We start from the raw sequence: 14,249 nt of genomic DNA, 5'->3' as shown, positions 1-14,249 counted from the left end.
ATATGACGTCTGCCAGTTTCCAACACCGCTGATTGAACTCCATGCTGAAATACAAGAAGATCATCGTCGCCGGCCTTGCCGCATTCGCGCTCGTGCTCGCCTTCTATCCGCAATCGCTGATGACAACCGACCAGGCCCGCACGCTCGGGCTCGTTCTGGTGACGCTCAGCCTGTGGGCGACGGCACTGGTGCCGGCCTATCTCGCCAGCCTGATCTTCATCGCCCTGGCTTTGCTTTTCAAGCTGGCGCCGCCCGACGTGGTATTTTCCGGCTTCCATTCCTCGGCAATGTGGCTGGTGTTCTCCGGCTTTCTGATCGCCGCCGGCGTGCGCAAGGCAGGGCTCAGCGAACGCATCGGCTCTGCCCTCACCGCAAGGCTCTCGCACAGTTTCCCGCTGCTGATTTTCGGCATCTTCGCCGTCGCCATCGTTCTCGCCTTCGTCATGCCCTCCTCGCTCGGCCGGTTCTTTCTGCTCTGGCCGATCGTGCTCGCACTTTCAGACAAGCTCGGTTTCGCCAAGGGCACCAACGGGAGAGCGGCAGTGGCGCTCGCTACGGTGTTTGCCTGCCATCTGCCGGGCTTTACGCTTCTGCCCTCGAATGTTCCGAACCTCATTCTCGCCGGCGCGGCGCAGACGATCTACGGCGTGGACCTGACCTATGCCCAGTACATGGCGCTGCATTTCCCGATCCTGGGCCTGATCAAGAGCGTGATCATCTTCACCCTGATTGTACGCCTCTTTCCCGACACGCCGCAGCCGGCGGCAGCCGATGACGGCGAAGTCGGACGCGCCCAGCCGCTCGGCTGGCGGCAATGGTATGTGATCGCCGTGCTTGCCATCACGCTCGCCTTCTGGGTGACTGACACCTTCCACGGCATCAATCCGGCCTGGATCGGCATCTGCGCCTCGATCGGCCTGCTGATGCCCGGCATCGGGCCCGTAGCGCCGGAGGATTTCGACAAACACGTCAATTTCGGCGTCTTCCTGTTCATCGCCGGTTTTCTTGCTGTCGGCGCCGTGGTCAACGCGACCGGGCTCGGCATCGTCATCGCCCAGGGCATGGAATATGTCCTGCCGCTCAGCCCCGGGCGGGATTTCATCAACTTCCTCTCGCTGTCGCTGATGGGTTTCGTCGTCGGCATCATCTCGATTTTGCCGGGAGTGCCAGCCGTGCTGACGCCGATGGCATCCGAGCTTTCGGCATTGACCGGCCTTTCTCTGACGGCCGTGCTGATGACGCAGGTGATCGGGTTTTCAACCATTCTGTTTCCCTATCAGTCCGCGCCGCTGATGGTCGGCATGCAGGTGACCGAACAGCCGGTGGGCAACATGATGAAAATCCTGTTCCCGCTGACGCTGATCACCGCCTTCATACTCCTGCCGCTCGATTTCTTCTGGTGGAAACTGCTTGGCTTCATCTGAAGCCGGTAAAACTTGAGCGACGGCCCGCCAGAGCGTAAAGAGCGCCCATGACCATGCGCATCGCCCTTTACCAGCCGGATATTGCCGGCAATACAGGCACGATCCTGCGGCTCGCCGCCTGCCTCGGACTTGCCGTCGACATCATCGAACCGACAGGCTTCCCGCTCTCCGACAGGAACCTGAAACGGGCGGGAATGGACTATCTCGCCAAGGCGGTCATGACCCGCCATATCGACTGGGAGGCTTTCGAGGCCTGGCGCCTGGAAACCGGAAAGCGCTTGGTTCTTGCCTCCACCAAGGCAAGCCTCGCCTATACCGAATTCCCGTTCGAAGCCGGCGATATCCTGCTTTTTGGCCGAGAAAGCGCGGGCGTTCCCGATCTCGTCCACGAAAGCGTCGACCACCGCGTCCGCATTCCGATGGTTGAAGGCGAGCGCTCAATCAATCTGGCAGTTTCCGTTGGCATGATGGCAGGCGAAGCGCTCAGGCAGACGGGCGGCTTCGACAGGTTATCGTGACGAAACTCAGTCTGCGGAGGAAAGCCTGCGCATGGTGAACTCGATCCGGTCGCCGCTCAGCACGCGCCAGCTTTCGACCTCGGTCCAGTAGGCGGCTTTCGGATAGCTTTCGAACCACTCCCGCGCCTTGGCGCGCGCGTCCTCGCGCGACAGGCAATAGCGCTCGCGTACGAAACCGCCGTCGCCCTGCTGCTGGCGGTGCTGTCTGATCCGCTTCTTGAGCCCGTCCATGGACGGCGGCTTTGGAAGATTGGCCATCCCGCTATCCTTCATCTTTCAAAGAAGATAAGGTTTTCACATCGCATTTGCGAGTCAAATCAAAAGCCCGGCAAACCGGGCGCATGCATTTCAAGCGGAGCGCATCACATGGAACGGCCGAAACTGCCTGTTGGTCTGCCGGAGGATATCGAGGCCAGGAAAAGCACGGCACGGGCCTGGTTCGAGAGCCTGCGCGACACGATCTGTTCCGGCTTCGAGACGCTGGAAAAGGAGCTGACAGGGCCGTTGAGCGACCTTGAGCCCGGCCAGTTCGAGGCCAAGGACTGGACCCGCGAAAACGGCGAGGGCGGCGGCCGCATGTCGGTCATGCACGGCCGCGTGTTCGAGAAGGTCGGCGTTCATACCTCGACCGTCGAGGGCGAATTTTCCGAGGAAATGGCAAAGAACATGCCGGGCGCGGAGGAGAGCGGGCGCTACTGGGCAAGCGGCATTTCGCTGATCGCGCATCCCGTCAACCCGAACGTTCCGGCCGTGCACATGAACACGCGGATGATCGTCACCGGAAGCTGGTGGTTCGGCGGCGGCGCCGACCTCACCCCGGTGCTTGGCCGAAGACGCCGCCAGGAAGACCCGGACACGATCCTCTTTCACCGCGCCATGGAGATTGCCTGCAACCGGCACCAGGCCATCGTCGACTACAACAGGATGAAGAAATGGTGCGATGACTATTTCTATCTGCCCCACCGCAAGGAACCGCGCGGGGTGGGCGGCATCTTCTTCGACTGGCAGCATTCACCCGACGACAAGGGCGGCATGGATGCCGATTTCAGGTTTGTTCAGGATGTCGGCCGCGCCTTCAACCTCATCTATCCGCGGCTGGTGCGCTCCAATTTCAATCATGAGTGGTCGTCCGCGGACCGCGATGAGCAGTTGATCCGCCGCGGACGCTATGTGGAGTTCAATCTGCTCTATGACAGAGGCACGGTTTTCGGGCTGAAAACCGGCGGCAACATCGAGGCGATCCTGTCCTCTTTGCCGCCTGTCACAAGATGGCCTTAATCTAAATCGTTATAGTTAATTTTTATTCAAATAACGGCCTTGTTTGCATGGCAGAAAGGGGTTCTACTAACCAGGTCGGAAGTAGACTTACCCCTGAAACCAGTCCGAGAGGAGCGGGCAAATGGCAGACAAAGTCAAGACCACCGAATCCAAGGCTGCACGGAAAGATTACAAGCCCGGACCCGAAAAGGTCGCAGGCACCGATGACAGCAAATACGCCGCCGAGATGGCATACCAGCACGGTCGTCCGTGCGAATCCTCCGCGGTGTTCGAAACCTGGGCCCGGCACTGAGGTTCAAGACCGGGCCCGTCCTCATGGCGAGGCTCTGTCGACCGGCTGCGGACAGCATTTCCGCGTCGGTCGGTCCGGTTTCTCCGATCACGACCGCCCGGCGCGTCCTGCCGCCGGGCCGGCAATCGGTCTCTGGCGATCGAGCCAGTTGAAAAAAGCCGTCTCCCGCGCCGGTTCAATGCGAACAATTCACCGCTGCCGGCGTTTGACCTGAAGACGGAAAACAAAGGAGGAAAACATGAAACGTTTTGATTGCGGAACGCTCGTGCCCGGTTGCCCCTGGCACACCAGCGCAGAAGACGAAGCCGAAGTTGTCCGCCGCTCCGTCGAGCATCTGCGCACGACACATGGCGAGACCACGATCCGCGAAAGCATGATCGACAACATCAAGGCGCGGATCAAGGACGAGGAAAAGGCCTGAGGGCTCAGCCCTGACCTTTCATCAACGCATCAAGCCGGGCGGCCAGCGCTGCCCGGTCCAGTTCGAAATCGCTTTCCACCCATTGCCTTTCCAGGCTAGCCAGAATTTGCCCCACCTCGGGGCCCGCCGGAACGCCGGCCTTGACGATATCGCCGCCGGAAACCGGCATCTCCGGTTTTTCCCAGCTCTCGGCAAGTTCGACCAGGCGCACGTAACCCGCCGCCTCGGCAATTGCTTCGGCATCGCCGCCTGCCGCTCTGGCCCGCGCACCCGAAAGCGAGAGCTTCAGCCGCATCAGCAGGCCCTGCTTTCCGTGCGTATAGAGTAGCCGGCGGAGTTGCGCCGCCAAAGTCGAGGCCGTGATGACGGGCGCTGCGGCAAAGGAGAGCATCAGGTCACGTTCTGCATTGGAAAATTTCAGCCGCCCCGCCATCTCCTTCAGCCGCACGTCATAAGGCGGAACGATCGCGGCAAGCCTCAGAAGCGGATCCGGCGTCCAGCCGAAATGCGTCTCCGCGTCGATCAGCCCCGGGATGGCGTCGATCCCCCACTTCTCGGTTTCCGGCAAGGTGATTGTCAGAACGCCCGTCTGGCGCATCCACAGCAGCGCGCGCGAGGGATCATCGGCGGCGAGCAGCTTCTTCGTTTCCGTCCACACCCGTTCGGCCGAAAGCGTCTTCAGCCCGTCGCGATGGCGCACGCTTGCCTTCAGCCCGGCCGCATCGGGCCTGCCTCCGCCATAGAAGGCAAAGAAACGGAAGAAACGCAGGATCCGGAGATAGTCCTCGGTGATTCGGGTCTCCGCCTCTCCGATGAAACGGACGGTGCGGGTTTCGATATCGGCAAGGCCGCCCACGAGGTCGATCACGCGACCGTCCCTGTCGGCATAAAGCGCGTTGATCGTCAGGTCGCGGCGTTCAGCATCCTCGGCCCAGTCGGTTCCGAAGCGCACCGTGGCGTGCCGTCCGAAGGTTTCGACATCAGCGCGCAGCGTCGTCACCTCGAACGGCTTGCCCGCGCACACCACTGTCACCGTGCCATGTTCAATACCGGTCGGCACCGGCTTCATCCCGGCCTTTTTCGCCCGCGCGGTCACGTCCTGCGGCACAAGCGTTGTTGCCATGTCGATATCGCCGACCGGAATGCCCATCAGCGCGTTGCGCACCGCCCCGCCGACGATCCGCGTTTCGCCGCCATCGCCGTTGAGCGCGTCAAGAACCTTCTGAAGCCGGTGTTCCTGAAACCATGGATCGTCGCTGACCGTCTTCACGCATAGAGCCTTTCATAAATTGTCCTGACGATGCCGGCGGTAATGCCCCAGATCCGGTATTCGCCGTAATTGATTTCGTAGTAACGCCGCGTCATGCCGCCGAGCAGGCCGCTGCGATGCTCGTGATGGGCGGGATCCATGATGAAACCGAGCGGCACCTCGAAGATATGGTCCACCTCGTCCGGGTTGGCCGTGAGCGAAAAGCCCGGCCGCACGACCGACAGGATCGGCGTGATCCTGAAACCGGTTCCGGCGAGATAGTCCGGCAGACGCGCGACCGGCTGGACGAAATGGCGGTCAAGGCCGATCTCCTCCTCGCATTCGCGCAGCGCCGCATCTTCCGGCGAGCGGTCTTCCGGATCGATCGAGCCTCCGGGGAAGGCGATCTGGCCGGAATGTTTTCTGAGCTTCGTGGTCCGGCGGGTGAAGATCACCCGCGCCTCGTCGCCATAATCGACAACCGGAACCAGAACGGCAGCCGAGCGCATGTCGAGATCTTCGTAATAGGCGGAGAGATCCGGGTTGAGCGCGTGGTCGCCATGATCGCGCCAGGCATGTTCCAGCGGCTTGCCGCGCTGTCTGAGGGCGCGCTGTCGGAAGCTCGCCGCGGCGAAATTGTGGGCGGATGCGTTCACAGGGCCTTCTCCAGCTTCGCCATATCCATCACCGGAAAAACCTCTCCCGCGGAGCGAACCGCAAACATCGCCGTGCCGTCGATCTCGACCTCCTCGCCAAGCGCCACAAGGTCATAGGTGAGCGCGCGCGAAAACAGAGCCTCAAGCCGCCCTCTGACCCGGACATAGGGCTTCAGTTCCGCATTTTCGCCGGACACTTCGAAGCGCAACCGGTGCCCGGCGCCGATCTCCACGACATCGCCCATATTGGTGCGCACCGAGAGGAGCTGCTCTTCTCCCTTGCCCGAGACCGTCATCGCGACGGCGACGAAAGGGGCATCCTCGACGCGGATGCGAACCTTCTCGACGGGCGTCACCAGATAGGTCTCGCCATTATCGTCCTTGCGCAAGACCGTCGAGAACAGATGCACGAGCGCCGCCCGGCCGATCGGCGTCCCCTGATAGAACCAGGTGCCATCGCGGCGGATTTCCATGTCGAGGTCGCCGCAAAACGGCGGATCCCATTTTTCCACCGGCGCGGGCGCGCGCTTGCCGGAGCCCTCAAGCTGACGCGCGATCGCCGACGCCAGCCCCGAGGCGTCTCCTGTCGATGGTCCTGTCCCGTCCGTCATCTTTCCGTCCCAGTTTCGGGTCGAATATTGTTCGCTCTCGAAATAGTCATTCCAAACCGGCTTGTCAGCCGCCAACAGGTGATTATCCTTTTCGAATGACGAACCGGCAACCGCCCGGAAACCCCGAACTGGCCCAAGGCCGCGGAGACATGTGCATGGATGCGACTGACACGAACACGGCTGAAGCAATCGTGGCAGAGGCCGAAAGGGCGCTTGACGACATCCAGAAGGTGAAGGCCGAAGTCTCCAAGGTCATCTATGGTCAGGAAAATGTCGTGGAAAGCGTGCTCCTGGCCGTTCTTTCCGGCGGGCATGCGCTGCTGGTCGGCGTGCCGGGGCTTGCCAAGACCAAGCTGGTCACCACGCTCGGCACCGTTCTCGGCCTTGCCGGCAACCGCATCCAGTTCACGCCGGACCTGATGCCGTCGGATATTCTCGGCTCCGAAGTGCTGGAGGAAAGCGAAACCGGACGCCGCTCCTTCCGCTTCATCAAGGGCCCCGTCTTTGCGCAATTGCTGATGGCCGACGAGATCAACCGCGCCTCGCCGCGCACCCAGTCGGCGCTTTTGCAGTCCATGCAGGAATATTCCGTCACCATTGCCGGCCAGCATTACGACTTGCCGCGCCCCTTCCATGTGCTCGCCACGCAGAACCCGCTGGAGCAGGAAGGCACCTATCCCCTGCCAGAAGCCCAGCTCGACCGTTTCCTGCTGCAGGTCAATGTCGGCTATCCCGACATCGCCTCGGAACGGCGCATTCTGCTCGAGACCACGGGTGCCGTGGAGGAAACCGCAAGCCCCGTCATTACCGGCGCGCGGCTGATGGAAATCCAGTCGCTGATCCGCAAGATGCCGGTCAGCGAAAGCGTGCTCGAAGCCATCCTTGAACTGGTCCGCGCCGCCCGCCCCGGCGAAGGCTTTGAGGAGACCGACCGCAATGTGGCTTGGGGGCCGGGCCCCCGCGCCGGACAGGCGCTGATGCTGACGGCGCGCGCCCGCGCGCTCTATCAGGGCCGGCTCGCGCCCTCGGTGGACGATGTGAAGGCACTGGCCGCGCCGGTGCTCCAGCACCGCATGGCGCTGACATTTGCCGCCCGTGCCGAAGGCATCACCGTCACCGACGTCATTGCCACCATCGCAAAGCGCGACTTCAACTGACAGGCAGCCGCCCTTGGCCCCGATCGGACAAACGACACCGCCGACCGCCCGCAATTCGGCTCTTGCCGAAGGCAAGCGGCGCGCAAGCCTGCTGCCCGACTGCCTGATCGAGGCGCGCCGGATCGCCAATACCGTGATTGCCGGCTGGCATGGCCGCAGGCGGCGGGGACCGGGCGAGAATTTCTGGCAGTTCCGTCCCTATGCGCCGGGCGAATCGCTGATGCGGATCGACTGGCGGCGTTCCGCGCGCGACGACCACACCTATGTGCGGGACATGGAATGGGAGGCGGCGCATACCGTCTGGCTCTTCGCCGACCTCTCGCCGTCAATGCAGTTTCGCTCCGAAGCGGCCCCGGTTTCCAAGGAACACCGCGCGCTCGTGCTGCTGCTGGCAATCGCCGAAACCCTGCTGCGCTCGGGCGAGCGTGTCGGCTATCCCGGACTGATGGAGCCGGTCGCCAGCCGCAACGGCGCCGAGAAACTCGCCCATCACCTGGCCGCGGCCACCGAAATCCCGGCGGTCCTGCCGGATACGCAGATGATGCGCGGCCCGTCCGAACTGATCGTCATCGGCGATTTCCTCGATGATCCGGAAGCGTTGTTTTCAAGGATCGCGCCGCTTTCCGAACGAGGCCTGAAGGCCCACCTTGTGGAAGTGGCAGACCCGGCGGAGGAAAATTTTCCCTATAACGGCCGCACCGCCTTCGCCGATCCGGAAACCGGACGGGAACTGACGCTCGGCCGGGCCGAGAGCCTGCGGGAGGCCTATCTGGAGCAGTATCTCGCCCGCCGTGATCTCATCTCGCAGACGGCGCGGCATTCCGGCTGGAGCTTCTTCACCCACCATACGGACCGGCCTGCCTCCGAAGCGTTGACGGCGCTGCATATGCGCCTTTCCGGCATCAGTGGGGGACAGCGCTGATGGGCGGCTTTGAATTCCTGAGCCCGTTCGTGCTTGCGGCCCTCGTCGTTCTGCCGGCGATCTGGTGGCTCCTCAAGCTGACGCCGCCGCGCCCGCGCCGCGAGGTATTTCCGCCGCTCGCCATCCTCCTTAAGCTGGCAAAGCGCGACGAGACGCCGGCCAAGAGCCCGTGGTGGCTGACGCTGCTGAGGATGGCTCTGGCCACATTCGTCATCCTCGCCATCGCCAACCCGGTGATCAATCCGGACCGCACCACGCTTTCGACCGGCGGTCCGCTGGCGCTCCTGATCGACAATGGCTGGGCAAGCGCCGAGGACTGGGAGGCGCGCACGGCCGCTGCCGACGCACTGATCGAGGCTGCGGGCCGTGCAGACCTGCCCGTAACCCTCGCCTTCACCGCCGACAAGACCGGCGATCCGCGACCGGTCTCGGCAAATGAAGCGCGCCAGAGGCTTGCCGCCGCCGAACCGCAGGCCGCCCGCCCCGACCGGCTGCCTGCAGCCACGGCGCTTGTCGAAGCTCTGGACGGAACGACGCCCGGCACCGTTGCCTTCCTTGCGGACGGATTGTCGGGACCGGAGGACCAGGCCGCTTTCGACATGCTGAACGGCGCCGGCGCGGACGACCTTCTGGTGATGCGCACAAACCGCGCCCTTCCCGCCGCTCTCACCGCAGTCGACAACGGCGCTGCGGCAAGCAGGATCACCGCCGCGCGCGCGCAAGCCGGGTCGCGCGCCGAACTCACTGTGAATGCCTATGACCTTCAGGGACGCGTGATCGCGACCAGTCCGCTGGTCTTCGAAGCCGGGACGAAGGCGGCGACCGCCGAGATCCGCGCACCCTTCGAGGTGCGCAATGATTTTGCCCGCATCGCAATCGACGGCGCGGCCAATGCCGGCGCGGTCCAGCTTCTCGACGACGGGTTCAAGCGCCGCCGCGTGGCACTTGTCTCGGGAAGCCCGGCAAATGAAGCACAGCCGCTGCTGTCGGCCGCCTATTACCTGCGCCAGGCGCTTTCCCCCTATGCCGACCTGATTTCGAGCGACGCCGCCACGCTGCCCGAACAGCTCGACGCGCTGATCGAGCAGAACCCTTCCGTGGTGATCCTGAGCGATGTCGGAACGCTTGGCGAGGACGTCCACGCGCTGCTTCAGCAATGGGTGGAGGGCGGCGGCACGCTGGTTCGCTTTGCCGGACCGCGCCTTGCCTCATCCGAGGGTGAAGACACGCTTCTGCCGGTGCGGCTGCGCTCGGGCGCGCGCGCCTTTGGCGGGGCGATGAGCTGGAGCGAGCCGCAAAATCTCGCACCCTTCCCGCAGGAAAGTCCGTTCTACGGCCTGCCCGTGCCGGACGACATTAACGTGTCCCGCCAAGTTCTGGCCGAACCGGCGCCGGACCTGTCCGACCACACCTGGGCAAGCCTCCAGGACGGCACGCCGCTGGTGACCGAAAGCGTCTCCGGCGAAGGGCGACTGGTGCTGTTCCATACGTCGGCCGATCCCAACTGGTCGAACCTGCCGATCTCCGGCTATTTCGTCGAAATGCTGCGGCGGATCGTCAATATCTCACGGGCAAGCCAGGCCGTTGACGCTGACGGCGGAGCGGCGCCCCTGCTCGCCCCCTACCGCCTGCTCGTCGCTAACGGCACGCTTTCCACCGATGTGAGCGGCGCAAACCCGCTTGCCGATGCCGGCGGACCGCTGATCGCCACGCGGGAAAACCCGCCCGGTCTTTATGGATCGTCCGATGGCTTCACCGCCGTCAACCTCTTCGGACCGCAGGGTACGCTGTCTCCGCTCGACGTCTCGGCGCTCGAGGGGAGCCGTCTGCAGCCGATCGGCGAGACGCGCGCGTTCTCCCTCAAGCCTTGGCTGCTGGCGGCGGCCATGTTGCTCCTGATCGCCGACGGCTTCATCATGCTGGCGATGAACGGCGCATTCTCGAACCTCAAGGCGCGTCGCGCTGCCCTGCCCGTTATCCTCGCGGCATGTCTTGCCGCAGCCCTGCCCTTTGCGCCCGGCCTTGCCGGCACGGCGCGCGCGCAGATGAGCGATGCGGAAATCACCGATCTGCTCTACGAGACCCATCTTGCCTATGTGGTCACCGGTGAGGCCGATGTCGACCGCATCTCGGGGCGCGGGCTGAAGGGGCTTTCCGACTATATTTCATACCGCACCGCGCTGGAGCCGGGCGATCCGGTCGGCGTCGATCCGGCGGAAGACGAACTGGCCTTCTATCCCCTGATCTACTGGCCGATCTCGGCCTCCGCGCCGATGCCGTCACAGGAGGCGATCGCCGGCATCGAGGCCTATATGCGCAATGGCGGCACGGTGCTGTTTGATACGCGCGATCAGTATTCGCCGCTCGGCCAGGAAGCCGTCAGCGCCAATACGGCGCGGCTCAGGGCGATCCTCGACAATATCGACGTGCCGCCCCTGGAGCCCGTGCCCGAGGGCCATGTGCTGACCCGCTCCTTCTATCTGCTTTCAGATTTTCCCGGCCGCTATGACGGTTCGCCGCTCTGGGTCGAGGCGCGTTCGGGGGCGAGCGCCGACATGGTTACGAGCGGCGGCGACGGCGTCTCGCCGATCATCATCACCGGCAATGATTTCGCCGGCGCCTGGGCCACCAATCCCGACATGACGCCAATGCTGCCGACCGTGCCGGAAAGCCCGCTTCAGCGCCAGTTCGCCTATCGCACCGGCGTCAACATCGTGATGTACATGCTGACCGGCAATTACAAGGCCGACCAGGTCCATGTTCCGGCGCTTCTGGAAAGGCTGGGACAGTAATGGACCTGACTTTCACCCCTCTCCTGCCGCTGACGGCGCTCTATGCCGCCCTTGCCGCCATCCTCGTGCTGATGGCGCTCGGCTACCTGACCCGCATGCGCGGCACGACGCTGCGCGCGGCGGCCGGGCTTCTTCTGCTTGCAGCGATCGCCAACCCGACCATTAGCCGCGAGGAGCGCTCACCGCTTTCGACCATCGTGCCGATCGTCGTCGACCGCTCCCAGAGCCAGCTTTCGGAAGACCGCGCCGGCCAGACCGATGCCGCGCTCGAACGGCTTCAGGCCCGGCTTGCCGAGGACCCGACGCTCGAGCCCCGCATCGTCGAGGTCGCGACCGCGAATGAAAACGGCCGCGCCGAGACGCTGGCGTTCCAGGCCCTTGCCGATGCCGTGCGCGACGTGCCCCCGAGCCGGATGGGCGCCGCCTTCTTCATCACCGACGGCCAGATCCACGACATTCCGGAGGATGCATCCGCCCTTCCCGCCGACATTCCCGTCAATGCGCTGGTGACCGGCACGGCGGAAGAATATGACCGGCGGATCGAGATCAACGAGGCACCGCGTTTCGGCCTTGTCGGCGAAAGCCTGCCGGTGGAATTCACAGTGGTCAATGACGGTCCGGTGAGCGAGGCCGAGGGCGGCGCGGGTCCGGCGATGGTGACGGCGCGGCTCAACGGCGCCATCGCCGCGCAGATGCTTGTCGCGCCCGACATTTCAACCCGCTATGTCTTCGACCTCGACAATGGCGGCGAGAACATTCTCGAACTCTCCGTCGATCCGATACCCGGCGAACTGACGCAAGTGAACAACCGCGCGGTCCAGATCGTCGAGGGCATTCGCGAGAACCTGCGCGTGCTGCTCGTTTCCGGATCGCCGCATTCGGGTGAGCGGACATGGCGGAACCTGTTGAAATCCGATCCGTCCGTCGATCTCGTCCACTTCACCATCCTGCGTCCGCCGGAAAAGCAGGACGGCACGCCGATCAACGAACTATCGCTGATCGCTTTCCCGACGCGGGAATTGTTCATCGACAAGATCGACGATTTCGACCTGATCATCTTCGACCGCTACCAGAACCGCGGCGTCCTGCCGCTGCTCTATTATGACAATATCGCGCAATATGTTCTGAATGGCGGCGCGCTGCTGGTGGCCGCAGGCCCTGAGATCGCCGGTCCGGAATCGATCGCCGTGACGCCGCTGTCCGCCGTGCTGCCGGCAATCCCGACCGGCGAATTGTCAGAGGGCGGGTTCTATCCGGATATCTCGCCGACGGGGGAGATGCACCCCGTGACCCGCGATCTGCCGGGCGGGGCCGAGGATCCGCCGGCCTGGGGCCGCTGGTTCCGCTCCATACCGGTCGGCGATGCGCGCGGCGAGACAGTGATGACGGCAGACGGCGCGCCGCTTCTGGTGCTCTCGCGCGAAGGCCAGGGCCGGGTTGCCGAATTCCTCTCCGACCAGGGCTGGCTGTGGGCGCGCGGCTTCGAAGGCGGCGGACCTTACGTGCCGCTTTACCGGCGCATCGCCCACTGGCTGATGCAGGAACCGGCGCTTGAAGAAGAGGCGCTGACGGCGACGACCGACGGCGAACGGCTGGAGATCACCCGCCAGACCATGGGCGACGCCCCGCGGGAAGCGACCGTCAGCACGCCATCCGGGCGTTCGTTGACTGTTCCGCTGGAAGAGGTTGAGCCCGGCCTTTTCCGCGGCTCGGCGCCGGTGAACGAAATGGGCCTGTTTTCGATCGAGAACGGCGACCTCACCCGGCTCGTCAATATCGGCGATCCCGATGCGCCGGAGTTCAAGGCGATGATCTCGACCACGGAGAGCCTTGCGCCGCTCGCAAACGAAAGCCACGGGCTGGTGCAGCGGATCGCCGACGGCACGCCGCCGGTCAGGGTGACGTCCGGGCCGCTCAGGGCCGGCAATGACAGTTTCATGCCGATCGTAGCCACCTCGGACACGCGGCTTGAAAGCATCCGCTCGCTGCCGCTGTTCAACGGACTTCTCGGTCTTGCCGCGTTGCTGGCGCTGATTTCGGCCACCTGGTGGCGCGAGGGGCGAACCAAACCTTGATGACGATTAGAGCGGTTCCGCCTTTCCTGGAAACGCGCAACCGCTCTATCTATTTGTTTTGACGCATTTTCGCGGACCTCAGATGTTTCCATCTGACTGCGAAATGCTCTAGGCTCTAAACCGCATCATGCCCACAAGCCGTTCCTCGACGCCGTCCACCAGTGGATCGGCAAGGATGCGCTTCGGATCGACCGGGCCCGGCAAAAGCAGGGTCGGCGGCACGATGGGGCGAAAGCCGAGCGGTCCGTAATAGGGCGCGTCACCGATCAGGATCACCACTTCGGAGCCCGCCTTTGCCGCAGCCTCAACGGCGATGCGCACCAGATTGCGGCCGATGCCCCGGTTCTTGTGGGAGGGGCGGACGGCAAGCGGGCCGAGCATGTGGCCGGCAGCCTTGCCGGCCCAGACCGGCGTCAACCGCACCGAGGCAATCACTGCGCTCCCATCCAGGCAGACGAAGGACAGCGCGCGATCATGCGGGCCCTGCTCGCGGATACGGCTTGCCGTGCGCGCGAAACGCCCGGGGCCGAAAGCCTCGTCGTTGATCTCTTCGATGGCGTTGTCGTGGGAAACCTCTTCGGGGAGGTAGCACAGTTCGATTGTCATGATTTTATGAGCCTGTCCGGAATACGCAAATGAAAGCCGCCGGAGAGGTTCTCCGGTTTTCGATCTTCAATCAGCGTCGTCGCAGGATCCGCATGACAAATTCCAGTTTCTGGGTCGTTCGCCACTAGCAGGAAAACGAGGCCCCGTCCAGCGTGTGGACCGCAAAAGCGAAATTTCCGTTGACCCGTAACACAGTGTCAAACGTTTCGGCACTGGCAAAGTTTCGGCCCGACCGTATGTAAGGGGCC

General features: G+C 63.7%; 14 protein-coding genes. 9 read left to right on the top strand and 5 right to left on the bottom strand.

The window, feature by feature from the left end; all coding sequences use genetic code 11:
* Positions 1-41 precede the first annotated feature (41 nt).
* Entirely contained in the window at positions 42-1,424 is a 1,383-nt protein-coding gene (locus tag GGR30_RS06865; RefSeq protein ID WP_183483875.1) for an SLC13 family permease, read from the top strand.
* Between the two features lie 47 nt (positions 1,425-1,471).
* Positions 1,472-1,942 carry a tRNA (cytidine(34)-2'-O)-methyltransferase gene (locus GGR30_RS06860; protein ID WP_183483873.1) on the top strand — a complete coding sequence of 157 codons (471 nt, stop codon included), beginning with the start codon at positions 1,472-1,474 and terminating at the stop codon, positions 1,940-1,942.
* Between the two features lie 6 nt (positions 1,943-1,948).
* Here GGR30_RS06860 and GGR30_RS06855 read toward each other — a convergent pair whose 3' ends face one another.
* On the bottom strand, positions 1,949-2,200 hold the full coding sequence (locus GGR30_RS06855) for a hypothetical protein (protein ID WP_183483871.1): 252 nt from the start codon (positions 2,198-2,200) through the stop codon (positions 1,949-1,951).
* Between the two features lie 108 nt (positions 2,201-2,308).
* Here GGR30_RS06855 and hemF point away from each other — a divergent pair, with 108 nt between their 5' ends.
* The 3 genes from hemF to GGR30_RS06840 all read left to right on the top strand — a co-directional run bounded on the left by hemF (position 2,309) and on the right by GGR30_RS06840 (position 3,933).
* A complete protein-coding gene (gene hemF / locus GGR30_RS06850) occupies positions 2,309-3,220 on the top strand; it encodes an oxygen-dependent coproporphyrinogen oxidase (RefSeq protein ID WP_183483869.1) in 912 nt (303 codons plus the stop codon).
* A 121-nt stretch (positions 3,221-3,341) separates the two neighbouring features.
* A complete protein-coding gene (locus GGR30_RS06845; RefSeq protein ID WP_183483868.1) occupies positions 3,342-3,512 on the top strand; it encodes a hypothetical protein in 171 nt (56 codons plus the stop codon).
* A 238-nt stretch (positions 3,513-3,750) separates the two neighbouring features.
* On the top strand, positions 3,751-3,933 hold the full coding sequence (locus GGR30_RS06840) for a DUF1059 domain-containing protein (RefSeq protein ID WP_138747350.1): 183 nt from the start codon (positions 3,751-3,753) through the stop codon (positions 3,931-3,933).
* 4 nt (positions 3,934-3,937) lie between these two features.
* Here GGR30_RS06840 and GGR30_RS06835 read toward each other — a convergent pair whose 3' ends face one another.
* The 3 genes from GGR30_RS06835 to GGR30_RS06825 are packed head-to-tail and all read right to left on the bottom strand — an operon-like array spanning position 3,938 to position 6,449.
* Entirely contained in the window at positions 3,938-5,203 is a 1,266-nt protein-coding gene (locus GGR30_RS06835; protein WP_183483866.1) for a tRNA nucleotidyltransferase/poly(A) polymerase-related protein, read from the bottom strand.
* Entirely contained in the window at positions 5,200-5,838 is a 639-nt protein-coding gene (locus GGR30_RS06830) for a CoA pyrophosphatase (protein WP_183483864.1), read from the bottom strand. Before GGR30_RS06830 ends, GGR30_RS06835 begins: the two co-directional genes overlap by 4 nt.
* Positions 5,835-6,449 carry a DUF1285 domain-containing protein gene (locus tag GGR30_RS06825; RefSeq protein WP_183484102.1) on the bottom strand — a complete coding sequence of 205 codons (615 nt, stop codon included), beginning with the start codon at positions 6,447-6,449 and terminating at the stop codon, positions 5,835-5,837. The genes GGR30_RS06830 and GGR30_RS06825 overlap by 4 nt, the downstream gene beginning before the upstream one ends.
* Positions 6,450-6,604: 155 nt before the next feature.
* Between GGR30_RS06825 and GGR30_RS06820 the strand changes: the two genes are divergently transcribed.
* Genes GGR30_RS06820 through GGR30_RS06805 form a run of 4 tightly spaced genes read left to right on the top strand, consistent with a single transcriptional unit; the run spans position 6,605 to position 13,395 of the window.
* Positions 6,605-7,606, top strand: a complete 1,002-nt coding sequence (locus GGR30_RS06820) for an AAA family ATPase (protein WP_183483862.1) — start codon at positions 6,605-6,607, stop codon at positions 7,604-7,606.
* 13 nt (positions 7,607-7,619) lie between these two features.
* Positions 7,620-8,528, top strand: coding sequence for a DUF58 domain-containing protein (locus GGR30_RS06815; protein ID WP_183483860.1), 909 nt, complete (start codon positions 7,620-7,622; stop codon positions 8,526-8,528).
* On the top strand, positions 8,528-11,320 hold the full coding sequence (locus GGR30_RS06810; protein WP_183483857.1) for a DUF4159 domain-containing protein: 2,793 nt from the start codon (positions 8,528-8,530) through the stop codon (positions 11,318-11,320). Before GGR30_RS06815 ends, GGR30_RS06810 begins: the two co-directional genes overlap by 1 nt.
* The gene (locus GGR30_RS06805) at positions 11,320-13,395 is read left to right on the top strand and encodes a hypothetical protein (RefSeq protein WP_183483855.1); all 2,076 of its coding nucleotides are present in this window, start codon (positions 11,320-11,322) and stop codon (positions 13,393-13,395) included. Before GGR30_RS06810 ends, GGR30_RS06805 begins: the two co-directional genes overlap by 1 nt.
* Positions 13,396-13,503: 108 nt before the next feature.
* On the opposite strand, the gene GGR30_RS06800 is transcribed toward GGR30_RS06805, so the two are convergent.
* On the bottom strand, positions 13,504-14,001 hold the full coding sequence (locus GGR30_RS06800) for a GNAT family N-acetyltransferase (protein ID WP_183483853.1): 498 nt from the start codon (positions 13,999-14,001) through the stop codon (positions 13,504-13,506).
* Positions 14,002-14,249: the final 248 nt, after the last annotated feature.

This window comes from Martelella radicis, assembly GCF_014196625.1.
Lineage (GTDB): Bacteria > Pseudomonadota > Alphaproteobacteria > Rhizobiales > Rhizobiaceae > Martelella > Martelella radicis.
This window is presented reverse-complemented; position numbering and strand designations above follow the sequence as displayed.

Coding starts and splice junctions, on each gene's coding strand:
- GGR30_RS06810 (WP_183483857.1), top strand. CDS start 8,528: ATGGGCGGCTTTGAATTCCTGAGCCCGTTCGTGCTTGCGGCCCTCGTC.
- GGR30_RS06820 (WP_183483862.1), top strand. CDS start 6,605: ATGGATGCGACTGACACGAACACGGCTGAAGCAATCGTGGCAGAGGCC.
- GGR30_RS06825 (WP_183484102.1), bottom strand. CDS start 6,449: ATGACGGACGGGACAGGACCATCGACAGGAGACGCCTCGGGGCTGGCG.
- GGR30_RS06845 (WP_183483868.1), top strand. CDS start 3,342: ATGGCAGACAAAGTCAAGACCACCGAATCCAAGGCTGCACGGAAAGAT.
- GGR30_RS06865 (WP_183483875.1), top strand. CDS start 42: ATGCTGAAATACAAGAAGATCATCGTCGCCGGCCTTGCCGCATTCGCG.
- GGR30_RS06860 (WP_183483873.1), top strand. CDS start 1,472: ATGACCATGCGCATCGCCCTTTACCAGCCGGATATTGCCGGCAATACA.
- GGR30_RS06840 (WP_138747350.1), top strand. CDS start 3,751: ATGAAACGTTTTGATTGCGGAACGCTCGTGCCCGGTTGCCCCTGGCAC.
- GGR30_RS06855 (WP_183483871.1), bottom strand. CDS start 2,200: ATGGCCAATCTTCCAAAGCCGCCGTCCATGGACGGGCTCAAGAAGCGG.
- GGR30_RS06805 (WP_183483855.1), top strand. CDS start 11,320: ATGGACCTGACTTTCACCCCTCTCCTGCCGCTGACGGCGCTCTATGCC.
- GGR30_RS06800 (WP_183483853.1), bottom strand. CDS start 14,001: ATGACAATCGAACTGTGCTACCTCCCCGAAGAGGTTTCCCACGACAAC.
- hemF (WP_183483869.1), top strand. CDS start 2,309: ATGGAACGGCCGAAACTGCCTGTTGGTCTGCCGGAGGATATCGAGGCC.